The organism is Halobellus ordinarius (assembly GCF_031823395.1).
Classification (GTDB): Archaea; Halobacteriota; Halobacteria; order Halobacteriales; family Haloferacaceae; genus Haloquadratum; species Haloquadratum ordinarius.
The window spans coordinates 255420-277621 of record NZ_JAVQKJ010000007.1 but is presented as its reverse complement, the minus strand read 5'-3'; the positions used below and the strand labels follow the sequence as shown (position 1 = coordinate 277621).

The 22202-nt window shown below is 61.4% G+C and carries 19 protein-coding genes and 2 pseudogenes; 9 read left to right on the top strand and 12 right to left on the bottom strand.

The window, feature by feature from the left end:
- Positions 1 to 9 precede the first annotated feature (9 nt).
- Positions 10 to 1026 (bottom strand): Gfo/Idh/MocA family protein, encoded by a 1017-nt coding sequence (locus RJT48_RS12360; RefSeq protein WP_311172593.1) that lies wholly within the window; start codon positions 1024 to 1026, stop codon positions 10 to 12.
- A 294-nt stretch (positions 1027 to 1320) separates the two neighbouring features.
- On the opposite strand from RJT48_RS12360, the pseudogene RJT48_RS12355 reads away from it, so the two are divergent.
- A pseudogene (locus tag RJT48_RS12355) lies at positions 1321 to 1491 on the top strand (transposase-like zinc-binding domain-containing protein); the annotation flags it as partial.
- Positions 1492 to 1722: 231 nt separating this feature from the next.
- Positions 1723 to 2637, top strand: coding sequence for a glycosyltransferase family 2 protein (locus tag RJT48_RS12350; protein ID WP_311172592.1), 915 nt, complete (start codon positions 1723 to 1725; stop codon positions 2635 to 2637).
- Positions 2638 to 2674: 37 nt separating this feature from the next.
- Here RJT48_RS12350 and RJT48_RS12345 read toward each other — a convergent pair whose 3' ends face one another.
- The 4 genes from RJT48_RS12345 to RJT48_RS12330 form a co-directional block, all read right to left on the bottom strand.
- A complete protein-coding gene (locus RJT48_RS12345) occupies positions 2675 to 4219 on the bottom strand; it encodes a lipopolysaccharide biosynthesis protein (protein WP_311172591.1) in 1545 nt (514 codons plus the stop codon).
- 67 nt (positions 4220 to 4286) lie between these two features.
- Positions 4287 to 5819, bottom strand: coding sequence for an alkaline phosphatase family protein (locus tag RJT48_RS12340; protein WP_311172590.1), 1533 nt, complete (start codon positions 5817 to 5819; stop codon positions 4287 to 4289).
- A gap of 59 nt (positions 5820 to 5878) precedes the next feature.
- A complete protein-coding gene (locus tag RJT48_RS12335) occupies positions 5879 to 7273 on the bottom strand; it encodes a sulfatase-like hydrolase/transferase (protein ID WP_311172589.1) in 1395 nt (464 codons plus the stop codon).
- A gap of 127 nt (positions 7274 to 7400) precedes the next feature.
- On the bottom strand, positions 7401 to 8801 hold the full coding sequence (locus RJT48_RS12330) for a sulfatase-like hydrolase/transferase (protein ID WP_311172588.1): 1401 nt from the start codon (positions 8799 to 8801) through the stop codon (positions 7401 to 7403).
- 150 nt (positions 8802 to 8951) lie between these two features.
- Here RJT48_RS12330 and RJT48_RS12325 point away from each other — a divergent pair, with 150 nt between their 5' ends.
- Positions 8952 to 10313, top strand: a complete 1362-nt coding sequence (locus RJT48_RS12325; RefSeq protein ID WP_311172587.1) for a sulfatase family protein — start codon at positions 8952 to 8954, stop codon at positions 10311 to 10313.
- A gap of 54 nt (positions 10314 to 10367) precedes the next feature.
- Here RJT48_RS12325 and RJT48_RS12320 read toward each other — a convergent pair.
- The 3 genes and pseudogenes from RJT48_RS12320 to RJT48_RS12310 form a co-directional block, all read right to left on the bottom strand.
- Positions 10368 to 11199: pseudogene (locus RJT48_RS12320) on the bottom strand (IS5 family transposase).
- Positions 11200 to 11330: 131 nt separating this feature from the next.
- Positions 11331 to 12398 (bottom strand): glycosyltransferase family 4 protein, encoded by a 1068-nt coding sequence (locus RJT48_RS12315; RefSeq protein ID WP_311172585.1) that lies wholly within the window; start codon positions 12396 to 12398, stop codon positions 11331 to 11333.
- 50 nt (positions 12399 to 12448) lie between these two features.
- A complete protein-coding gene (locus RJT48_RS12310; RefSeq protein ID WP_311172584.1) occupies positions 12449 to 13606 on the bottom strand; it encodes a glycosyltransferase in 1158 nt (385 codons plus the stop codon).
- Positions 13607 to 14148: 542 nt separating this feature from the next.
- On the opposite strand from RJT48_RS12310, the gene RJT48_RS12305 reads away from it, so the two are divergent.
- From RJT48_RS12305 to RJT48_RS12295, 3 genes are all read left to right on the top strand, one after another.
- Entirely contained in the window at positions 14149 to 17328 is a 3180-nt protein-coding gene (locus RJT48_RS12305) for an oligosaccharyl transferase, archaeosortase A system-associated (RefSeq protein WP_311172583.1), read from the top strand.
- Between the two features lie 138 nt (positions 17329 to 17466).
- Positions 17467 to 17682 (top strand): hypothetical protein, encoded by a 216-nt coding sequence (locus RJT48_RS12300; RefSeq protein WP_311172582.1) that lies wholly within the window; start codon positions 17467 to 17469, stop codon positions 17680 to 17682.
- The gene (locus tag RJT48_RS12295; protein WP_311172581.1) at positions 17679 to 18083 is read left to right on the top strand and encodes a PIN domain-containing protein; all 405 of its coding nucleotides are present in this window, start codon (positions 17679 to 17681) and stop codon (positions 18081 to 18083) included. Before RJT48_RS12300 ends, RJT48_RS12295 begins: the two co-directional genes overlap by 4 nt.
- Before the next feature lie 84 nt (positions 18084 to 18167).
- Here the strand turns inward: RJT48_RS12295 and RJT48_RS12290 are convergent, their stop codons facing one another.
- Positions 18168 to 19277: a DUF7350 domain-containing protein gene (locus tag RJT48_RS12290; RefSeq protein WP_311172580.1), complete on the bottom strand. Its 1110-nt coding sequence runs from the start codon at positions 19275 to 19277 to the stop codon at positions 18168 to 18170.
- 153 nt (positions 19278 to 19430) lie between these two features.
- Between RJT48_RS12290 and RJT48_RS12285 the strand changes: the two genes are divergently transcribed.
- Together RJT48_RS12285 and RJT48_RS12280 are read left to right on the top strand one after the other, a co-directional pair.
- Positions 19431 to 20006 (top strand): helix-turn-helix domain-containing protein, encoded by a 576-nt coding sequence (locus RJT48_RS12285; RefSeq protein ID WP_311172578.1) that lies wholly within the window; start codon positions 19431 to 19433, stop codon positions 20004 to 20006.
- Positions 20003 to 20470, top strand: a complete 468-nt coding sequence (locus RJT48_RS12280) for a toxin-antitoxin system TumE family protein (RefSeq protein ID WP_311172577.1) — start codon at positions 20003 to 20005, stop codon at positions 20468 to 20470. The genes RJT48_RS12285 and RJT48_RS12280 overlap by 4 nt, the downstream gene beginning before the upstream one ends.
- Before the next feature lie 87 nt (positions 20471 to 20557).
- On the opposite strand, the gene RJT48_RS12275 is transcribed toward RJT48_RS12280, so the two are convergent.
- Entirely contained in the window at positions 20558 to 20995 is a 438-nt protein-coding gene (locus RJT48_RS12275; protein WP_311172576.1) for a CBS domain-containing protein, read from the bottom strand.
- Between the two features lie 82 nt (positions 20996 to 21077).
- Between RJT48_RS12275 and RJT48_RS12270 the strand changes: the two genes are divergently transcribed.
- Complete coding sequence (locus RJT48_RS12270; protein WP_311172575.1) at positions 21078 to 21293, top strand: hypothetical protein; 216 nt, start codon at positions 21078 to 21080, stop codon at positions 21291 to 21293.
- A 73-nt stretch (positions 21294 to 21366) separates the two neighbouring features.
- Here the strand turns inward: RJT48_RS12270 and RJT48_RS12265 are convergent, their stop codons facing one another.
- Together RJT48_RS12265 and RJT48_RS12260 are read right to left on the bottom strand one after the other, a co-directional pair.
- Positions 21367 to 21798: a type II toxin-antitoxin system VapC family toxin gene (locus RJT48_RS12265; RefSeq protein WP_311172574.1), complete on the bottom strand. Its 432-nt coding sequence runs from the start codon at positions 21796 to 21798 to the stop codon at positions 21367 to 21369.
- Complete coding sequence (locus RJT48_RS12260; RefSeq protein WP_311172573.1) at positions 21795 to 22070, bottom strand: hypothetical protein; 276 nt, start codon at positions 22068 to 22070, stop codon at positions 21795 to 21797. Before RJT48_RS12260 ends, RJT48_RS12265 begins: the two co-directional genes overlap by 4 nt.
- Positions 22071 to 22202 lie beyond the last annotated feature (132 nt).

Genomic DNA, 22202 nt, shown 5'->3' with positions numbered 1-22202 from the left:
GTATGAGAATTACTCTCTCAATGTCGCAGGCGAAACGTGCCGACCGGTTGTGGCTGACTTTCGTGCAGCGAGTGCAACAGCGAGGTCGTTCCATCCACATGATATTGGACAAATCGTCTCCTCACCGGTCTGTACACTGGATAAAAAGTGTTCCATCTCATCAACGTACATATCGTTCATCGTCCAGTCACCCGGCCGATCGAATGAGTACCAAGTATCTTCCTTAGAAACGTACCATTCTACCTGTTCGTCCGACCACGACCAGCGGATCGTACCCTCCTCGCCAATGATGTGGCATGATCGACTGTACTCTCTTTGTACATAATCGAGGTGGAACTCACAGATTGTCCCCTTACTCGTCTTGGCGAGGATCCCTGCGACATCGTTCGTCTCGATCTCTAACTGACTCTGTTGGCCTGCCATCGCAGAGACCGTGTGGAACTCGTCGAAAAACCATCGGGCATAATTTATTTCATGGATACAATCGAGAATAACACCGCCGCCTAAATCCTTCCGGGCACTGTAAGATTCTCTGTAGTCCGTATCCGGAAACCAGTCCGGTAAATAACTCCCAACTTCGATTCGTGCTGCGACAATCGGCCCGATAACGTCGTTCTGGAGCAGTTTATGGATCTTTTTTATTTCGGGATGGAACCGGAGATTACAGCCAACGAGTGAAATGAGATCCTGTTCGGAGACAACCGCTTCGAGTTCGGCGACACCGTCCATCCTGTCGGAGAGCGGTTTTTCGATGAATAGGTGGCAGCCCGCTCGTGCGGCTTCCGCTGCAATATGTATATGAAACCGGTTGGGTGTACACACGACGGCGATGTCGGGGTTCTCCGAATCAAGCCCATTGGAAAGCTCTGCAAACGTTTTTACCCCAAGTTCTGTCGCCAGTTCGGTACGTACCTCTGCAACTGGATCCACGACGGCTACTTTTATGCCCAACCGTTGTAGATTTCGTGTATGCCTTCGTCCGATAGAGCCACCACCGACGACCAGAGCGGTCTCTGTAACTCCCATTAATCCATATCTGTATAGGAGTGTGATGATTGTATTGGTCTCGGCTGTTTGCTGTAGTATTGGGGCGGCAGTCATCCGTGTTCGATTAAATCTGAGAACGTCAAATCGTCCGGGCACCAACTCTGACTGATCGCATTCAGATAGACGAATTCGGGTATTCAGCGAGCAAGTACGATCGGCGCTACTGGAAAATATTACTGAAAACGCTCTTGGGTAGCAGATTGTTGGTCAGATCTCAGCAGTAACTGGAAGTCGTAGCGGGCAAGGGTAGCGTGACACGCCACCCGACAAACGATGATCCCACTAAAGGCGTTCGTCTCGGAGCGTCGGGCCGCGAATCTGCTGGCACAGATTTACTGGCGTGACGGCGTCTATTGCCCGCGTTGCCGTACCGAGCCTGTGATTCGGTACGGCAGCTATCAGGTGGTCCAGCGACACCAGTATAAGAATTGCGACCGTACGTTCGGCCGTGTTTAGTCACGCGATGGCGAACGAATGAACCGCTGACGGGTGGGATTGGAAGAGGCCGCGGTCTCGCTGAGCGAGACGACGCAAGGACCGCAGCGAGTCGCAGCCAGAGAGACCGCAGGGGCTTCCGCAATCTTCATTCCTTCCTTCTCATCGATTTCACACCTAACTAAACAGTATCGTACGGAGACGGCATATTTTTTTATTTGATACCCATCTTTTGGTCTAATGAGTGACCGCCCAGAATACTCTATTGCGGTTTGCAACTACAATATGGCCGATACGCTAGAGATATCCCTCCGGAGTATGGCCGACCAAGTCGACCCCGAGCAGTTCGAGGTAGTCGTCGTCGACGGGGGATCGACCGACAGTAGCCAGGACATTCTCCGTCGTCTTGAAGACCAGTACGAACACGTACGCGCAGTGCTCGACCGCCAGGACGAGATGGACTGGCTCGGTGGCGACCGTAATATCTCCTTCGAGGAGTCTCGCGGCGAGTACGTCCTCGAATCACTCGACACCGACGATCGCTACCACGACGGGATCATTAAGGACTTTGTGACAATCTACCACGCTCTTGAACCTCACGTTGACGGCGAGTTCTTCCTTTCGGGGACAGGAATCAATATGGCCCCGCGATCGCTTCTGCTGGAGGTGCCATACTACGATCTCGGCGGCGCCGAGGATCGGGACTTCTGGCGGCGGTTGTATGCTCGCGACGCGCTGATCTGGCTTGATCACGGACCGGTTTCCGATCAGATCGGCTATCACAAGAGTCTCCGTGACCGGATTGGCCGAGATATCCACGGAAAGATTTGTGATTTCCAGTCCGGTATCTCCTTCTGGAGCACCATCGCCTATACTCTCCATCACAAGCACCACTACATCCTCGAAGAGCGTCGATCCACCCCGGTCGAGTTCGTAAAACGGATGTACGATCTCGTCACGTACCCCTACGCCTATCTGAAGTCGCTGTCCCGCCACCATCACGACGCGCCGCCGGAGTTCCGACGACGAGGAGCGCTTGAACGCCGCATCGCCGAAACAAAAATAACGCTTCCGGAACTTGAGGCAGAGTATGACTTCCGGGTTGACCGGGACGCGCTGAGTCCGGCGGGGCGTGAGGCGTATCTCTCAGACTGAGCCCTGAGCAACCGGCAATCAGGATCCATCGCCCGATTTACGGCCGGGCCGGCAGGGACGGCACCCACGGGAGGACCTGCCCGAGCGTCACCCTGAAATGTCGGCTGACGACCAGCAAGACGAGGAAGTATGTGGCCGCACCGATCCCGACGACGACCAGCAGCCAGATCCAACTGCTAATGGTCAGTAGATTCCAAGTGAGCAGCTCCACCATACCGAACATAATTACCCCGGCAAGCACCTGATCGAGCATCGGTCGAGTCAGCACCACGCCTCCGAACAGACGATGTGCGACGACCTGGTAGACGCAAAATCGGGTGAACTCCGCGATGACGGTGCTCGCGATGACTCCAAGCAGCCCGAAGGCGTACCCAAGACCGATGGCGAGCGGGAGATGTAACGCGAGGATCGCGAGGCCGACGCGGAAAGACAGCCGTGGTCTGTCAGTGGCACGCGTGACGGTTCCGAGCGGGCTGCCGTACACTTTGAACAGCTGAAACAATGTCATACCGACGAGTGCTAAACCAGGGGCGTCCCGAAACTCCGGTCCGAACAGCGTCGTCATAAGCGCGTTCGGAATTGCGAGGGCACCGAACACCATCGGAATCGCGATCAAGCCGGCATACGAGATAGAGTTCTTCAAGTCTTCTCGAACACCGAGTCCGGCTGAGTCCCGACCACTGGATTTTACATCGAGCGCGTCGGTAATGCTTGAGGAAAACAGGACCGCGGGCTGTGCGAGCTGATTGGCGACGGTGTAGACGCCGACAGGACCGGGACCGACGAGCCACCGGATGAGCAGTACGTCAGCCGAGCTGTAGGCATTACTGACGAATGACGCGGGTATCACCCAGCGGGCAAAGTCGTAGATCCGTTCGAACGTCCGTCGGGTCGGTCGAGTCGGTAGTTCACCCGCTACCGCGACCGAGAGCACTGCTGACAGCACCGTGCCTACAAAGAAGCCAACGACGAGTCCGAATGCTTCCATTCCGAGCAGGAGGAAGGCAACCTGGAACCCGACGGTAAGCACACTCCGGGCCGAGTCGATCCACGATGAGAGCGCTGGGTACCCGATTCCGGCATAAAATCGATTGGTGATGTTGAACAAGCCGAGCGACAGGACAACCAGAATCACTCCGCCAGCCAACTCGATGGAGCCGAAGTATTCGACCGCAGGACCCTGCATCACGAGAAAGCCGAGAGCGACGAGGACGGAGAACACCAAGTGAATCAAGAGCCCCGCACCGAGGTACTGTGGAACATCGACATCAACCTCGCTTACACGTTTTTTGACTGCCGTTGCCGTCCCTCCAGGGACTTGCGTGAGTACGAACGCCGCTGCGAGAACTGTCCGGTACTCCCCTAATCCCACGTCCCCAAGTTCGTTCGCAAATATCACCACCCCGCCGAAGCCGAGAACGGCGTTTAGCCCCTTCGCCCCCAGCGCGACGAGCGTCTCGCGTCCGATCGATAGCGACACCGTCTCGCTGTCGGAGTCATCAGTCGATCCCGAGTTGTCGTCGTGGCTCGATCCGCTGTCGTTCGAGGAAGCCACCTCGTCACCCGGATCCCCATCGCTCATCGCCGATCATGTCGATGGATCGCCGCGCATCTCTGGCTGTTACGACCGGTATACAGGTTCGTCCGAATCATTCCATATACCCGAGGTCGGAAAGTCGTTCCTCAACGACCGCTTCGCGATCCGCGTCGTCGTCGGTACGAAGGTGAACCGGGGGTAACTCGTCCGAATCCAGAACGCTCGGGTCGACTGGCTCTTCGAGGAGGTCGGTCCTGGCCTCCCCGTCAAAATCCGGGGAAATAGGCTGACCGAGCGCCGCCATCACGGTCGGAAGCACATCGACGATGTTCAGATCCTCGGCGGTGCCGTCCCGAAACAGCGGACCGTCGCCAACGAAGATACCATTGTAGCGGTGCTCGAAGCTCGTCGTCGGGCTAGTGACACCACCCTGGGGAGACCACGCCCGGAGCGGGTGGTGGCCGGGTGCTGGACGGGCGAGCACGTCCGGGGCGTGGGGACCGGGCTCGTTGTACGCCTCCTCCGGCAGGAGCACGTCACGGAAGACGGCGTTCCCATTCCCGTCGGTGAGGGTCCTGAGCCCGTCGCAGATCTCCTCGCGGAGCGGCTCGGGATCCTCGACAGTGGGGGAGTCGAATCGGTCGTCGTTGAGGTAGATCGTGGCATAGCGGAGTTGCCAGGCCGTCGACCGGGTGTAGTCGGGATCGGGTCGGGTCGCAGTCTGGAGCGATGTCCCCCAGTCAAGGCCCAGGATGCGGTTGTGCACCCGTCGCATCGCGCTGTACAGCAGGTCCGACCGCTTGGCGACTGCCATCGCTATGTCGACAGCCACCTCGGACGCCGAGGGGAGACCCTCGGACTGTTTCTCGACGAGGTAGCCCTCATCCCGGAGCCAGTCGGCGATGTGGATCGTCGTGTGCTTCTGCTCGAACCCGTGGTCACTCATCAGAACGACGTTGTCGGCAAAGGCCGACAGCTTCTCGGCCCACTGGTCGACGTGCGTCAGGAGCTCCGTGTAGAAATCGCGGCGCTGGGCTTCGTTATTGAGTGTTCCCAGGATATGTCCGGCCCAGTCCGGGGTCGAAAAGAGCACAAATCCCACGTCCGGGTCATAAGTCTCGAAGGCCTCCGTTGCGAACTGCCCGCGGGCCTCCGAGATGTCGAGCACGTGCTGGAGGTAGCGCTTGGGACTCGTCTTGAGCTTGGGGTTGTGACTGAGGACGTAGTCGTCGTAGGCGTCCAGAGATTTGAGTTCATCCGGAACGGCTGTCGTCTTGTCCTTAGCGTCGAATGCGGAGACCACGTGGGTGTTATTCCCCTGCGGAATACGGTCAGCCGAAGCTGGGAGGTTGATGAAGATGCCGTCATCGAAGAAGTCACAGATCGCCGGATCGTCGGTCGTCGTCTTAACGGATCGGGTCGAATAGTCGGCATCTTGTGCCATCATATCGCAGACGCCGTGGCTTCCGGGGTCCTTCCCGGTCGCAAAGGACGTCCACGCCGGGAAGGTCGTCGGCGTATCGACGCTCATCAGGTCGCCGGATATCCCCCGCTCTCTCACCCGGTCGAAGTAGTCGAGCTCGATGTCAAACCGATCCAACATATTGTAGGAGAGACCATCGAGTCCGATGATGAGGAGGTCCATAGGGAACCAATTTTTCGGGCGCTGTTATGTGGCTTGTGTTTGGACGGTTTACCGCCGGGTTACATATACCCGAGATCCCGGAGCCGGTCCTCGGTCGCAGCGTCGACATCGGGAGTGGCGCTGCCGTCGCCGAGGCGTTCGGCGAACGCAGAGAGCGGGCCAGAAAACAACTCCGATTCGTAGGGCTCGATGTTGAACTCCTCGTCGACGCGCTCCTCCCAGCTAGCGCGGTCGGCATCGAGCCGGTATACCTCCTTACCCCTATTCCCGTCCCAGACGTACTTCCGGTCGCCCTCGTAAACACACCTGAGAGCTCGGTTCTTCTCTTCGGATACCTCGTCCATACGGTGGAGCTTGCCGCTGTACCCCGCTCGCTCGGCCGGAATTCGCTCGCGGCACACGTCCGGGACCTCGCCGTTCGACAGCCCGACGATTAGATCGCCCAGCGAGAGGTGCGAGATGTAATCCGGGACCTGACCGATCGACTCTGGGGCATTCACCACTACCTGCGGGACGTGCAACAGCGCTTCGGAAAGGCTGCTCCGGATGTGGCCCCACTGCTCGTCGTCGCCATCGTGTCTGAGGTTATCGCCGTGGTCGGACGTGATCACGAACGTCGTCTCGCGGTCGGTCGCCGCCTGCACCGCGTCGATGAACGAACAGACGACCCGGTCGAGGTAGTCGATTGAGGCCCCGTAGAGCCCCCGATAGCGCTCAATGAGTGTCTCGTTGCCTGCGTCGAGAACGTCTCCCCAGCTCTCGGTCTCGGAAGTCCAGTCCAGCGGGGCGTCGTGGAGATCGGGGTCGAACCCGACGATGTGCCGGACCGGGCCGTGTGCGTCCATCAGGTTCGCGAAGAGGAAAAACGGCTCCGAGCCGTTCTTGATCATCGACTGTGCCCGTCGGGTGATGGACTTCGCCCCGTCGTCGAGCGGTTTCGGGAGCGGCAGTCGCGCGGTAACATCGTCAAACTGGACGAGCGCTCCGTTGGCGAGGCTCTGTATTGGGTGATCGTGGGACAGCGCTGCTCGGAGGAAGGCGATCTGCTTGCCGAGGCCTTCTCGCTCGCAGTTCTGCCCGAACTGCCCAACGTGGATGCCCTCGGGGAACCGCCGGTCCGGGGAGACATCGGAGAAACTGTCGAACATTCCATCAAAGCCAAAGGCCGAACTCGCCCAGACGTTCGCTGAGATGCCCAGCGTCCGATGGTCTTCGAGCGCCCTCATAAACGTATCCTTGCGCGCAAGCCCCGAGAAGTCGCGGCGGTAGGCGTGGATCCCGTTGTCCGAGGGGAGCTTCCCCGTGAACATACTCGCGTGGCTGGAGACGCTCCAGGAACTCACGGACCGACACTGGTCGTAGACGACGTCGGCCCGGTCCCGGAGCCTAGGGGCGTACTGGTCGAAGTAGTCCTTTCGGACCGTGTCGAGACAGAGGAGCACGACGTTTCGCATAGATAGCGGAATCGACGCGGCGACGGTTGATATGACCTTCGGGAGTCCAAGTCGTCACGGGTGGAAATAGGGAAACGTGCTCAGAAAACCAACGGCTCCACCTTCCAGACCCCAACCTCGGGTCGACTCAGAGGTACCCGAGGTTTCGGAGGCGGTCCGCGGTCGCGGCGTCGACGTCAAGGTCGTCCGCCGCCGCCCGGGCCTCCCGCTTGTACTCGCCGAGGGGCACGTCGAATAACTCCCGTTCGTAAGCCGCAACGTTGACGTTCGTTTCGGCGAGTTCCTCCCAGTTGGGGCGGTCGGGGGCGAGGCGTTTTCGTTCCCGCAGCCCCGAGGAGTCCCAGACATACTTGTCGGTGCCCTCGTAAACGACTCGGATCATACGGTCCCACTGTTCGCGTTCCTCCTCGCTGGCTGCCGCGGCCATATTGGACCCAATCCGTTCGGCGGGGATCTGATCCCGAGTGACTGTCGGAACCTCGCCGTTCGCCAGCCCGACCACGAGGTCGCCTAGTGAAAGGTGCGAGACGTAGTCCGTGAGTTTTCCGACCGTCTCGGGCGCGTTCACAACGATCTGAGGGACGTGCAGCAGCCCCTCGGTTAGCGGCCCCTTGTGGGCCATAAGGGAGTCGTCGGCTTCGAAGCCCATATTTTCGCCGTGATCGGCCGTAATCACGAACGTTGTCTCACGGTCGGTCGCCGTCTGTACCGCGTCGATGAACTCGCTCACCTGTCGGTCGAGGTAGTCGATAGAGGCAGCGTACAGCCCACGGGTGTGCTCGATGTCCTCTTCGTGTCCCTCGATCCCCTCGGTGTTCACCGCGTGGGTACTGAACTCTCCGGAGTGCCAGGACAGCGGCGCATCGTGGAATTCCCGGTCGTAGCCGCGGACGTGTGTCAGCGGGCTATGGGCGTCCATAAAGTTGGTGAAACAGACGAACGGCTCACGGGACTCCCGGGCGAGCCGGGTCGCCTCGCGGGCAACGATCTTTGCCCCGTCGTCGAGCGGATTCGGGACAGGCCACTCGTCGAAGCGGTGTTTGAGTTCCGCAAGCACGCCATTGGCGAGGCTGTGGAGCGGGTGTTCGTGGTCGAGAGCCGCCCGAACGAAGACGACGTATCGGTTGAATCCGCTTTCGTCGCACTGCTGCCCCCACTGCTCGACGTCCATACCATCGGGGAACCGTCGATCGGCCGAAATGCTCACGTAGTCGTCGAACATACCGTCGAAGCCGAACGCCGAACTTGCGTAAACGTTCGCGCTGGCGCCGACGGCACGGTAGTCCGGAAGCCGACCGAAAAACGTGTCCTCGCGCGCCAGTCCAGAGAAGTCGCGGTTGTACACGTGGATGCCGTGCTGATGTGGGAGCTTCCCAGTCATCATCGTCGCGTGGCTGGGGACGCTCCACCCACTGCCGGCGCGGCACTGGGCGAACTCCACGTCGGCCCGCTCCCGCAATCGCGGGGCGTACTTGTCGAAATAGTCCTTCCGGACAGTGTCGAGACAGATGAGGACGACGTTACGCATTGGGTGGACGATGGAAAGCGTCCGTGATGTGTGTTTCGTGTGAGGTTCCCACGGCGTGCGGGACGGAACGATTCGTTGACTGACCAACCGGTCCTCGTAACGACCCGATGGAACGACACGTATAAGAGGTGGATCGCCGGATTACGGATGATGAGCTCGTTACTGGTCACGGTCGACGCGCTCCGGGCGTCACACCTCGCCCAGTACGGCTACGACCGCGACACCTTCCCCGTCCTTGACGACCTGCTGGACACCGGGGGAACCCACTTTCGGGCGGCCTTCGCCAACGGCACCAACACCAAGATCTCCCTACCCTCGATCCTCTGTTCTCAGTACATTGCCCGTGAAGCGATCCAGGAGGGACCGACGGTCGCCTCGGCGCTCCCGGAGTCGGTCAGCACCGCCGGGATCCACTCGAATACCTACTTCGGAGGCGTCGGCACGGACGTGCCGGGGTTCGACACCTTCGAGGACTTCGGTGTATCTGGGACCGACAGCGCGAACCGGGGACCGCCCCACAAGCGCCTGTTCCGCCAGACTATGGATGTTGTGCGTCCCGTCGTCGAGAGGCTGGGCGTCCGGTCGGCCGCCGAGCGGATCCAACAGGTAATCTTCCCGGCGTCGATGATCCACGAGTTCTCAGTTTACGAAGACGCCGAGACGACGACCGACCGCGCGCTCACCTGGCTCGAGGATGTAGACGGGGAGTTCTTCCTGTGGGTCCACTATATGGACCCCCACCGACCGTACGGTATGGACCTCGACGATCCGGTCTACACCCAACCGGCCGACGAGGCCGAGATCGCTGATCTTATGTCCACCGCCGGCGTCCAGCCCGACTCGCTCACCGACGAGCAGCAACGCCGGATCGTCGACCTCTACGACTCAGATGTCCGATACACATCGAACCACGTGGGTAGGCTGTTCGACTGGCTTCGAGAACGTGGGTTGTGGGACGACCTCGACGTGATCCTCACCGCTGACCACGGCGAGGAGTTCTGCGATCACGGGTCGTACTTCCACCGGAACCGCCCGTACGACGAACTGATCCACGTACCGCTGGCCGTCAAGCGCGGCGACGGCAGAGACGGCGACGACGATGCCCCCTCGACCGTCAAGGAGCAGCGCGAACTGCTCGACGTCGCCCCCACCGTCTGTTCGTTTCACGGCGTCTCGCCCCCATCGGCGTTCGAAGGGGAGCCGCTATTCGAGGGCGACCCCCGGACGGTATTTGCGACCGGGTCGTTCAACGATGATGGTCAAGTCGTCGCCGCTCGCGACGGCGACTGGAAGTACATCGATGTTGCCGGCGGGTCCGAAGAACTGTACGACCTGTCGGCCGACCCCGGGGAAGGGGAGAACCTCGCGGAGGAGGACCCGGAGCACTGTGATCGACTCCGGGACACGATCCCGCGACACCTTTTCGAGTCCCAACCCGCCGGGCGGCCGGACGCCGAAGATGTTGACGAGGATGTCGCCCAGCGACTCGAAGAACTCGGATATATGGAGTGACGGGCGGCCATTCGGTGTTCGTGGCTGTGTTGAATCGCCATACTGCGGCAGAATTCACTGTTTCACAGCCCGCTTGATGTTATAGACGACACACATCAGAGCGATTTCTCGGAACTCACGGAACCCAGGAACGCGCTCGCACGGCGAAGCCGAGCGAGCGCTTGACGGCCGAGTTCACGGTTTCTGTCATAGAGCGCTGATTGTAGCGCTGTTCGTCGATTCTGGCGTTGTGCGCGTGATCGTAGGGTGCGAAGATGCGATGTTTGATTAGCGGGCGAATCCCGAGGTCACGAAGGGATTCGCGGAGCGATTTCTTGTCATATCCCTTGTCGGCGGCGAGGGACCGCAGATCGCCCGCGTTCCGGCGGGCGATCTGCTCAGCGAGGTCTGCATCACTTCCCTCACGGTTCGTTGAACAGTGGATGTCAAGAACAGCCTGAGACGCTGTATCGACAAGTTTCGTGACTTTGAGCTTCTGGACGCGGTAGCTTGTTCTCTGGCAGTAGTGGCGGCTTGCCGCCGACCGTTCGTAGAATGTGGCGTCAATCGCACCGTGTTTCGAGGGATCGTGCAGCTGCGCCGACTGGCGCAGCAGCACTCGGCAGACACTCATACTGATCCGGTCGAACGCTTTACACAACGTGGATGGAGAGGGAGGATCGGCCGTTCTGAGGCCGATCTCCGCGGTTATTTGCGGCATCTCCTTCAGCAGGTCGATCGTCATCCGATAGGACGTATCGAGGTAAATCCCCAGACAATGGAGGGAAACGAGCGTATGGTCGGCGAATCCGCCGCCACCTTCCGGGGCGGCGGATTCGTCCTCATCACCAGCAATTCTTTGAGCAATCGAGACAATCTCACCAGTGAAGCGGGAGATTTGGGTCATAGACAACTGAAGTCTCCCGCTTCAACTCCTTCGATTTAGCGAACGATTCCACCGCCGTCTGGTGATTCAACAGAGCCGTGTTCGTGGTTTGCCATCGGGTGATCTCGCCTTACTGATCACTTCGTCTATCCCTACTGCACCGCTCCGTAGACGGTAGCGACCTGCTCGGCGACGTCTCCCCAAGTCGGGAGCGATCCGGTTGGTGCTGGACGCTCGACAGCCTCGCGGACGCCCTCGGCTACCCCGTCAGGAGTGACGCCAACACAGTCGGACCGATCGGCCCAGTCGACCAAGGCACCGGCCTCTCGGACGACACAAGGCGTCCCAGCGGCCAGCGCCTCCGCCACAGTGATGCCGTAAGCCTCGAACGACGACAGTGCGAGAAAAGCGGCGGCGCCTGTATACAGGCTGGGAAGGTCCTCGTCCGGGATGAACCCTGCAAACGTCACGCGATCGTCAACACCTGCCTCGATGGCGATCCGTTGGAGGTCCTCGTCAAACGGGCCCGTCCCCGCTACTACGAGGTCATACTCCGGGAGATCCACAAGTGCCCGGATCGCGTGCTGGACACCTTTGTACCGCTCTAACCGGCCGACACAGAGGAGGTACGGGTGGTCGCTTGGTCCCGTGGCTGGCACCGCTGCTCGGAACCGTCCGACATTAACACCATTAGGGACGACCTGCGCGGACAGGTCAAAGTCATTGGCGAGCTGGCGGGCTTCCCAATTCGAGACCGCGAGTACCGCGTCGGCGCGGTGAAGAGCCCACTTGCCGATCGGACGGTACAGCGAGAGCAAGTGATCCCGGAGCCCAGAGGCGCTGCCGCCGTGGTAGTGGGGCGTGACAACAAGAGGTACGTCGTCAAGGCGCTCGACGGCGGCGGCCGCAAACGTCAGCGGCAGAGAGTGGTAGTTGTGGGCGTGAACCAAGTCGGGGTCGACTCGCTCGACCGCCCGGAGTACAGCGGGCGAGACGTGGACAGCCCCGCCGGGCGCGAGCGCGCGGACTCGTTTGACCCAGACTCCGTCGACGTACTCGTGGGCTGGGAGCCGACGGCCGTCGCCGCGGGTCCCTCGGTCGGCACTGACGACAACAACCTCGTGACCCCGGTCGGCAAAGCGAGTTGCTAGTTCGGCCACGTGGGTTTCGACGCCCCCGATATGAGGGCGGTACCGCGAGGTGACGTAGCAGAGCTTCACCGCCAATCACCCACCCCTTGACCGGACGGCGCCACCGCGGGCCGGCGCAGTCACTCGAATGCCTCCCGAGAGTCGCGGTCGACGGTCCAGGTGCCGTCGCCCGCCCCGCTGGTCAGCAGGTCGACCGAAGCGAGCCAAAGTGACACCTGCGAGTCGAGGACCGCGTACGGAGCGCCGAGCGGGCCAAGCGCGTCGCGCTGACCGAGCCAGACGTACGCTGTGACCGCGGCCGGGAGTACCAGCCCGAAAGGGCCGGCGACGAGCAACGCCGCCAGCGATGCAAGTGCGACGCCAGCCGCGATCAGCCACGGAGAGACGATCATAAACCACCAGTTCACTGGCAGCACCAGACGACCATACGCACCGTACTGCCCGAGCATATCCCGGTTGCGCACGAGCATCTGGAGCAGGCCTTTCGCCCGCCGGTCTTTCCGGGTGCGACGCGTACGGAATGAGGAGACGCCGGACTCGACGAACCGCATAGCCGGGTCCATCACAACTCGCTTGCCAGTCCGCCGGATTGCAAGCGCGAGTGCCGTGTCGTCCGCGATCGCGTCGGTCGGGACAGGTACATAGTCATCCTGCCGGAAGGCGACACAGGGGCCGTGGACAATAAACGTTGAATCGAGACGGGACTCGATGGCCTGAACGATAGTAAGCAGATTACGGTAGTTCGTCTCGACCGTGCTATCGCCCAGTACCTTCGTTTGTCGCCCAGTGACGACGCCCACAGAGGGGTCCACAAGCGTTGCGGCGGCTTCGCGAAGTACTCCCGGATCGAGTGCCGAATCGGCATCGGTCCGAAATATCACTTCGCCAGTCGCGTTAGCGACGGCCTCGTTGACGGCCGCAGCGACCCCCCGACGCTCGTCGTCGTGGAGGACGGTCAGCTCCGGCGCTTCGCAGTCGGCGAAAAACTCTCGCGCTACGGCGATTGTATCGTCGGTGCTTGCGTCCGCGAGAATCACCTCCACCTTCTCCATCGGGTAGTCAAGCGCGACGATGTCTGCTAGTTTGGTGTCGATAATGGCCGCCTCGTTGTATGTAGGGACGACGATACTGACAGTCGGCTCGGCGGTGCCCTTCTCGGCGGGGACGCCCTCCGGATCGAGAACGGCGTGCAGAAGCAGGTACAGGAGATACGGCAGGGCGGTGAGAACCGCAAGTACCCCTGTCAAGGCGAGGAGTCTGATCGCGAGCCGTCGCATACCCTCTTCTTCTCCGACGGCTTCCAAAACGCTATCGATGAGCACTGTTGGGTCCCTGCTGTGGTGTGTCCGCGTGAAGGCGGTTCCAATAAGAAGCGCTCTTAATTTGGCCAAAGAGGCACTGTTCAGACAATATCTAAAAGTGATGCGGGCGTATTTTTGCTCTCCATACAAGAAGTGCCCTCCCTCTTTACTGGAATTATCGGCTTCCCGGAATTAGGATTTATCGGTTGAGAGGCGACACCCGAGCCAGTATTATCGTAACGTTGTAACTGCTTGCTCATTCGATCCCACGGCTGCGTGCGATCAGACGCGTGAAGACTTGCAAACACTACGGCAAAAATTGGTATGTTTGAGGTAATCGATTCCCATACGTGCTGCCTGCTACACGTGCGACTGCCCCCGACCAGAATAATAATTTAGATCGGGTTATTCTTCTCGGAACTCTCAGAGAGACATCTCGTTTCCGACGCTATCTTTCTGAGCGATACCGTCCGCTTAACAAAAGGCTTATTCACGCTTTCCGAAACAATCTCTTCATAATGGGTTCACGTAGCGAAACAGATGGTGAAAGGAGCCAGTCCATCCTTGACATCGCAGAGGACTGGTACCATATCCCCGCCCTCCTCCTCATAATAGTCGCGATGGCGGCTATCCGACTCCAGTCGTATAGCGATTTTATCCGCGACGGCGAAGTATTCTTCTCCGGCAACGACGGGTGGTATCACCTCCGATCGACGATGTACACAGTCCAGAACTGGCCCTCCACGATGCCGTTCGATCCGTGGACGAACTATCCTTATGGGACGTTTGTCGGCCAGTTCGGGACGCTGTACGATCAAATCATCGCGACCGTTGCGCTGATCATCGGACTCGGCTCACCCAGCCCGGAGCTCGTCGCGAAGACACTGTTAGTCACCCCAGCGATCGCGGGCGCACTCGCCGTCGTTCCGGTTTATTTCATCGGTAAGCGACTTGCCGGCCGGCTCGCGGGACTGTTCGGGGTCGTCGTTCTGATGCTCCTGCCGGGCACGTTCCTCAGTCGAACCCTCGTCGGCGCCGCCGACCACAACGCCGTCGAGCCGCTCGCGATGGTCCTCGCCGTCGCCGGCTTCGTTATCGCCCTCCAGACGGCCGAACGCACGATGCCCGTCTGGGAGGTCGTCCACGAGGAACTGATCGAAAAACGCGAGATCGACACGCTCGAATCACCGCTCAAGTGGAGCCTCCTCGCCGGCTTCTTAACCGGACTCTACATCTGGACGTGGCCGCCGGCCGTCATCCTCGTCGGCATCATCGGCGTTTTCACGGTCGTGAAGATCACGAACGACGTCGTCAACAACCAAACTCCGGAACCGACGGCATTCGTTGTCGCAACGAGTATGCTCGTCGTCGCCCTTATGTCGATCCTCGCATTCGATCAGTCCGGATTCTCGACTACGATTCTGTCCTTCCTCCAGCCGCTGGCTGCCCTCGCGGTCGCCATTGCAGCGATCGGCCTCTCCTGGCTCGCTCGTGTGTGGGAAGATGCTGATCTCGATGGGACTCTGTATCCTGTCACAGTCGCCGGTATCATCATAGTCGGTGTCGGCACCCTCGCCGTCCTCCCGATCAGTCTCCTCGATCTCGTCATCAACAACCTTCTCCGCATCGTGGGCTTCTCAGCGGGAGCCGCCACCCGAACTATCGGCGAAGCCCAACCTTTCATCGCCCCCTCCAGCCTCCAGCGCTACGGCGTCGAGGCCGCCGGCCGGATCTCCATCGAATACGGTCTGACCTTCTTCACTGGGCTCGCAGCGGCCGTCTGGCTCCACGCAAGACCTCTCGTCCGAAAAGGAACTACCCGGGCGTATGGCTACATCGCGGGCGCACTCGCAATCATTACTCTTCTGTTCCTGGTCCCGCCGCTCCTCAACGGCATCGAGAGCGTCACCGGCGTCGACGAGCAGGTCGCCGGCCTCCTCATCGTCTCCGCGCTCATCGTCGGCGCGACCTACCTCGCCGAATACGACGCGGACAAACTCTTCCTCGTCGTCTGGGCGGTGTTCATCACCTCGATGGCGTTCACGCAGGTGCGGTTCAATTACTACCTAGCGGTCGTCGTCGCAATCTTCAACGCCTACCTCTTCGGCCAGATTCTCCAATGGCTCAACCTCAACGTCTCCGCACGCGAAGCGGTCGACGATATCGACGGCTACCAAGTGTTGGCCATCGTCGCCACCGTCCTGCTCGTCTTGGGCCCCGCCCTAGCAATCCCGATCACTGTCGGCAACACCCAGACGTCGCCCGCGTGGGAGTCCGCGCAGAACAACGGTCCCGGCGCGGTCACTGTCTGGGACGATTCCCTAGAGTGGATGCAGAGCAACACCCCCGAGGAAGGTAACCTCGGCGGCGCAGGCAACGCCGAGCAGATGGAGTACTACGGCACCTACGAGTACACCGATGACTTCGAGTACCCCGATGGATCCTACGGCGTGATGTCGTGGTGGGACTACGGCCACTGGATCACCGTCCGGGGCGAACGAATTCCGAACGCGAACCCGTTCCAGCAGGGCGCGACCGGCGCCGCGAACTTCCTGCTCGCCCCCAACGAGACCCAATCCGAGGAAGTCCTCGCCTCACAGAGCACCGAGGGCGATAACACCCGCTACGTGATGGTCGATTGGCAGATGGCGACGCCAGGCTCGAAGTTCGGCGCACCGACGGTCTTCTACGACGCCCAGGAGAACGTCTCTCGCGATGACTTCGTCCGGACGCTGTACCGCTTCGACGACGAGAACCAGGGGGAGTTCGTTGGGGCGACCCAGGTCCGCACGCAGCGCTTCTACAACAGCACGATGACGCGGCTCTACTACTACCACGGGAGCGCTCGTGCGCCCTCGCCGGTCGTCGTCGACTGGGAGGACAGACAGGTCCAGACCGGCAGCGGCGACTCGGTGACCGTCCCCTCGAACCCACAGGGCGAGACCTCGTTCGTCCGGACGTTCGACAATATGAGCGCTGCTGAGGAATACGTCGAGGAGGACGGAAGCGCCCAGATCGGCGGCATCGGATCCTACCCAGCAGAACGCGTCGAGGCGCTGGAACATTACCGCCTCGCACAGGTCAGCGAGACCTCCGCCGGGAACTCCATCCTCCGGGAGACCGGCCGCAGCGCACAGATCGCCGGGTACAACCCGCAGGTGGCCGTGCCGAGCAACCCCGCGTGGGTGAAAACCTTCGAGCGGGTCCCCGGCGCGACGGTCGAGGGCAGCGGCGCGCCCCCGAACTCGACTGTCACCGCGCAGACCGAACTCCGCGTTCCGAACACGAACTCGACGTTCAGCTACACGCAGCAGGCGGAGACGAACGCCGACGGCGAGTTCGAGATGACGCTGCCGTACTCGACGGCCGACTACGACGAGTACGGACCCGAGAACGGCTACACGAACGTCAGCGTGCGCGCGACCGGTCCGTACACGGTCTCGACGCCCGGCTCGCTCAACGAGAGCGGATACATCGTCACCTTCCAGTCGAACCTCTCGGTGTCGGAGGGGCAGGTCAACGGTGATCAGGACGGAACTGTCGAGGTCGAACTCGACCGGAACGCACAGCAGCTCCAGCTCGGATCCGGCTCGGGCGGTGACTCCGGCGAAGACTCGACGACCGACGGTTCGACCGACGACACGCAGTCGAGCCTGCGCGACCCGGCTATCACAGCCGACTCAGCGCGCGCGAGCTAACCGGATCACGTCCCCCTTTTTCGTCCGGTCGACAGGAACACGTAGATGAGTGAGAACTACCGTCTCGGTCACGGTGAGGACTTCGAGGGTATCTCAGCCGGCGTCAGTTTCATTTGTCAACGCTGTCAACGCGCTCGTATGGGTACGAGACAGATCCGAGTGAGCGAGGACCTGTACGCGCGGGTGAAATCCGAAAAGCAGCCGGGCGAAACGCTCGGCGAGGCGCTCGAACGGCTCGTGGGTAGCTACTCGCTTATGGACTTCGCCGACGAAGCCGCCGAACTCGACCTCGACTTCAGCGTCGAGGAAGCGACCGACGGGGCGGTCGGAGCGACGCCACCGTCCCAGGAATGATTCTCGACACGCAGTTTCTCGGTGCGCTCGTCGACGGAAGCGACGGCGCTCGTGCGAAAGCGGCGGAAATCGACGACCGACGGGTCCCGACTCGCGTTCCGACGGCGGTTGTCTGGGAGGCGTACACTGGTATCGGAAACGCCGCCTCAGCGGAGACGGCCAGACAGTTACGCGGGTTGTACGAGCGACTGCTGGCAAACCACTCGACAGTAGCGCTGACACCCGATGTTTCTCAGCGAGCCGGCGAGTTGAACGGGACGCACCTGAAGTCAGATACGCTGACCGATCTCGACGGCGCGGACTCGATCGTCGCCGCTCACGGACTGCTCCTCGACGAACCGGTCGTCTCGAACGACGGAGATTTTCAGGACATCGACGGCCTCGAAGTCGTCACGTACTGATACTGATTACTCTCGTCTCTTACCGCCGAGCGCTGCCAACGGGGGTAGCGCTCGGCGGTGAAAAATGAGAGTAATCATTATGAATTACGACACCCGAATCGACACGTCGTCCATCTCCAGAAACGCCGTCTCGTAACCGTCGTGACGGGCGACCTGCGGCGGCACCGTCGTCGCGATCGTCAGTTCGTCGCCGTCGCGGACCTCGTCGACAGCGGCGCCGTAGTGATACCCGATTTCGGGGTCGAGCGTGCGCTGTAGGCGGGACTCGGCAACAATCTCGCCTTCACGACGGAGCGTCGCTTCGAGCCCCATCATCGGGACCACGAACCGATTGTGCGGCGTCCGGGCCGACACGGAGAGATACGGCTCCGAGCCGAATCGCCCGTCTACACTCCCGGGATCGACCGCGAACGTCTCGAAGATGGCATCTCCGCTTCGTGCGCTTCCCAGGTGTCGTCCCGGAAGCGACTCGACGGCAGGCGCCCGGCCGACCGGCACGCCGTCCATCTCCATCGGTGCTATCGCGCCGCGCTCGCCCGCTTTCTCCGGTTCCGACAGCGAGACGTCGTGTAGTTCTTCGGTATCGAAAGCAAAGGAGATCCTCGCCGTCGCTGCCGACTCGAATGCGTCGGTGAAGCCACCTGTCCGACGGAGCGAAACGCCGCCGATCTGAACGCGCGCCTCGTAGTCGCCCTCGCCGTCGAGCGCGTAGTTCGCGCCGTAATGCATCCCCATCTGCTGTGAGAGCATCGGATAGGCGACCTCCTGGGAGACCAGCCCGGAGTCGTCGCGGATCTCGATCGTCACGCCGGAATCCAGCGGGAGCACCTGCCCCGTCTCCGTGTCCCACAGCGAGGCCATCAGGTGGACGTCGTCGTCGGCCTCGACGACCGTCTTCGAGGTCTCCGTGCCCGAGAGCGTCCAGAATCGGTGCGGGTAGGAGTACGTGAGCGCGACGCCGTACCGGTCGACTGTGGTCCGCCCGTACATCCCCATCCCTTCGGTCACCGCGGGCACGTAGACCGCATCGGGGCGATCCTCGGCGAGCGGCGGGTCGCGCCAGGCGGATTCCCGCTGGAAGCCGAGCGTCCCCAGACAACCAGCGGTACTGAGCAGGCCGCCGGCCGCGAGGCTGCCGAGGAACGCGCGTCGGGTCGGCGAGGAACGGGGTCGCGACTGGGGTGATGACTCCATCGTCACTGTTCTGGCCTTCGTTTCCGACGCAAATGACGGTTCCGAAGGGACCTCCCGCGTCGCTGGAGGCGCGCACCTGTTCGTTCGGCTGCAGCCAGTAGACCAGTATAGTCATCCACAGATTATTATATTCTTATTCCGTACCTCGACGTAATGACCGATCACTCGACTGCCCCCGACGACGTAAACGACCGAGCCGTCGACGAGTGGGTCGCCGAGACGACGCCGTTCGAGCGCGTACACAGCGTCGTCCGGCGGACGTACGATCCCCAGTCGGCAAAAGAAATCAGCGACCGTGCCCGTGTTTCGCCGACGACCGCCCGCAAACATCTCCGAACGCTCGCTGATGTCGGGGAAGTCGTGACCGAAGAGGATGGCCGGACGACGCTGTACCGGCGGTCGAAGACCGCAATCGTCACCGAACACGCCCAGCAACTACTCGCCGAGCGGACGACCGAAGAGATCGCGTCCGGGATCGCAGATATGAAGGCCGAACTCAGATCCTGGCGGGAGGAGCACGGCGTCGAGTCGCCCGAGGCGTTCGCCCGGGAACTCGACGTTGGCGACGCAGACACGGAACACGGGGCAGTGCTCAGAGAGTGGCAGACCACGCGTCGCAACCTCGCGCTTGCCGAGGCCGCCCTCGCTATCGACGACGTCTCGGACGTCAACCATCGCTCGGACGTCGATGGCGACGACGGGGAACCCGACTCCTCGGCCGTCGTATGACCGAGCCCGACGAGACGGGCGACGAACGGCCGGAGGGATTCGGCCCGATCGACGCCGGGGCGTTGCGCGAGATCCGCGATCTCTTCGTCGAACGGGAACCGTTCGTCGTCGAGGCGGAATTGGACGACCCGCTGAATCCACAGACGCTGTCGATCGAATTCGCCGACGGGATCAACGACGCGACGGCGGCGCGGTTCGACGTCCGGTGGAGCGTCACCGGACACTACGCGTTCCACTATACCGACAACGACAGTCGCGACTTCCGCTTCGACTGCCACCCGAAACCCGACGCGCCGACGCGGCACTTTCATACACCACCGGATGCACCCACTCACCCAGTCGAGCCGTCGTGCATCGAAGTGACTGAGCTTCCGATCGTTGCCCAAGCGGTGCTGGATCGCTGGCGTGCCGCCTACGAGGAGGGAACGCATCGCCGACTCAACGATGCGGAGAACCCGCCCTGAACACTCATAATGATTACTCTCACTGTTTACCGCCGAGCGCCACCCCCGGTGGCGGCGCTCGGCGGGAAGAGGCGAGAGTAATCAGTATCACTGCACGTCTTCGCGCGTGAGCCAGTCGTACTCCGCGTCGGCCCGCTTGCGCGCGTCGCTTCTGATTCCCCCGTAGTTGCGAACCAGGTCCGTCGTCGAGACGATCCCGACGACGTCGAGGCCGTCGACGACCACGAGCCGGTGGATGTCGTGGTCGTCGAGCATCTCGGCGGCCCGGCGCGCCGTCGTCGAGGGTCCGACCGTGACGAGCGGCGCGCTCGCGGCCGCCCGCACCGGAATCGACGACAGCGGCTCGTCAGTCCGATACGCCGCGCGGAGGACGTCGCTCTTCGTCACGATACCGGCCGGCTCTCCCCCGTCGGCGACGACCGCGCTCCCGACGTCTTCGTCGAGCATCCGCTCGACGGCCGTCGCAAGCGAGTCACCAACGTCTACAGTGACGACAGACGACGAGCAGATGTCGCTGACGCGCATACGACTGAATCGACAGGTGCAGTAATAAAACACCACCCGCATCGGCGACAGAACGAAGAGTGCCGCAGCCGGATACCCCCGTATGGCGGACGGACCGGGCACGGCCGCGCTCTCGGCGGCGCTCGGCGACTGGCGCCGCAACATCGGTGCGCTCCTCTTTGCGGTGGCAGTTCTCGCCCTCGCGGCGGCGATTGGAACGAGGGTTGCGTACTACACCGCGTTACTCCTGCTTTTCGCGACGTGGATGGCCTGGTTCGTGCTCGCCTGTATCGAATGGATCAGGCACGCCGAGTTCTGATACTGGCTGTTTCACTGTTACCGACGAGCGCCCGTCCCGGTGACGGCACTCACCGAAACGAGCACAGTCTGTATCATATCCCCGACGGATCAGTTCGGCGGACGATGCCGTCGAAGTCGTCGTCGAAACTCAGCACTCGGTCGATACCGTGTCGCTCTGCAAGCGCAATGGTCGTCGCGTCCGTGAAGCTCAATCGCTGATCGTCGTATCGTTCGAATATCGTCACCGCATCGTCGAAGACGGCCGCAGAGACGCGAATCATCTCGAAGACAGCCGGGAACGCTCCGGCTCCGCGAAGTCGGTCGCTCAGTTGCTTGGCCGAAGCGAACGATCCAGTCCGTCTACGGGCGAGCGTGATCGCCTCGTCGAACACGTAGTCGCTGATATACGGATGACCCATCTCTCCGTCGTAAACTGCTTCGAGCGCCGCTGCGGCCGACTCGTGTCTCGTCGCGTCCGTATCGTGATCGGCGTACAGGACGCCCGTGTCGACGAGGACGGTCATCCGTACAGGATCTCGTCGACGTCTGCTTCGTCGGTTTCGACGCCCGAACTGATCCGTCCCTCCCGCATCGCTTCTTTCTCTGCTGCCGAGAGCGGGACGGTAGACGCACGAAAGGAGTCGATGACCGCTTCGCGCGATTCGTAGGCATCGTCTATCAGGCGCGTCAGGAGCTCCTGTTGGGTGACCTTCTCGCCCGTTCGGAGACGAATTTCGGCCTGGAGCTCTTCGAGCCGGGACTTCGCGGCCTCGTCGACCTTTACCGCCGTGGCCATACTGAAGGTTCGGCCCGAACTGCGGTAAACGTTTCCACTCAGTTCACTCCGCTACTGATAGAGGTGATACATCGAGATGCCACTGGCGAGGAAAACCTCGGATCTGCGAGAGTACCGCTAGAAAACGAGGAG

What these genes read in the sequence shown, in the direction of transcription:
- RJT48_RS12360 (WP_311172593.1), bottom strand. Translation starts at nt 1,026, where the DNA reads ATGGGAGTTACAGAGACCGCTCTGGTCGTCGGTGGTGGCTCTATCGGA.
- RJT48_RS12350 (WP_311172592.1), top strand. Translation starts at nt 1,723, where the DNA reads ATGAGTGACCGCCCAGAATACTCTATTGCGGTTTGCAACTACAATATG.
- RJT48_RS12345 (WP_311172591.1), bottom strand. Translation starts at nt 4,219, where the DNA reads ATGAGCGATGGGGATCCGGGTGACGAGGTGGCTTCCTCGAACGACAGC.
- RJT48_RS12340 (WP_311172590.1), bottom strand. Translation starts at nt 5,819, where the DNA reads ATGGACCTCCTCATCATCGGACTCGATGGTCTCTCCTACAATATGTTG.
- RJT48_RS12335 (WP_311172589.1), bottom strand. Translation starts at nt 7,273, where the DNA reads ATGCGAAACGTCGTGCTCCTCTGTCTCGACACGGTCCGAAAGGACTAC.
- RJT48_RS12330 (WP_311172588.1), bottom strand. Translation starts at nt 8,801, where the DNA reads ATGCGTAACGTCGTCCTCATCTGTCTCGACACTGTCCGGAAGGACTAT.
- RJT48_RS12325 (WP_311172587.1), top strand. Translation starts at nt 8,952, where the DNA reads ATGAGCTCGTTACTGGTCACGGTCGACGCGCTCCGGGCGTCACACCTC.
- RJT48_RS12310 (WP_311172584.1), bottom strand. Translation starts at nt 13,606, where the DNA reads ATGCGACGGCTCGCGATCAGACTCCTCGCCTTGACAGGGGTACTTGCG.
- RJT48_RS12305 (WP_311172583.1), top strand. Translation starts at nt 14,149, where the DNA reads ATGGGTTCACGTAGCGAAACAGATGGTGAAAGGAGCCAGTCCATCCTT.
- RJT48_RS12300 (WP_311172582.1), top strand. Translation starts at nt 17,467, where the DNA reads ATGGGTACGAGACAGATCCGAGTGAGCGAGGACCTGTACGCGCGGGTG.
- RJT48_RS12295 (WP_311172581.1), top strand. Translation starts at nt 17,679, where the DNA reads ATGATTCTCGACACGCAGTTTCTCGGTGCGCTCGTCGACGGAAGCGAC.
- RJT48_RS12290 (WP_311172580.1), bottom strand. Translation starts at nt 19,277, where the DNA reads ATGGAGTCATCACCCCAGTCGCGACCCCGTTCCTCGCCGACCCGACGC.
- RJT48_RS12285 (WP_311172578.1), top strand. Translation starts at nt 19,431, where the DNA reads ATGACCGATCACTCGACTGCCCCCGACGACGTAAACGACCGAGCCGTC.
- RJT48_RS12280 (WP_311172577.1), top strand. Translation starts at nt 20,003, where the DNA reads ATGACCGAGCCCGACGAGACGGGCGACGAACGGCCGGAGGGATTCGGC.
- RJT48_RS12275 (WP_311172576.1), bottom strand. Translation starts at nt 20,995, where the DNA reads ATGCGCGTCAGCGACATCTGCTCGTCGTCTGTCGTCACTGTAGACGTT.
- RJT48_RS12270 (WP_311172575.1), top strand. Translation starts at nt 21,078, where the DNA reads ATGGCGGACGGACCGGGCACGGCCGCGCTCTCGGCGGCGCTCGGCGAC.
- RJT48_RS12265 (WP_311172574.1), bottom strand. Translation starts at nt 21,798, where the DNA reads ATGACCGTCCTCGTCGACACGGGCGTCCTGTACGCCGATCACGATACG.
- RJT48_RS12260 (WP_311172573.1), bottom strand. Translation starts at nt 22,070, where the DNA reads ATGGCCACGGCGGTAAAGGTCGACGAGGCCGCGAAGTCCCGGCTCGAA.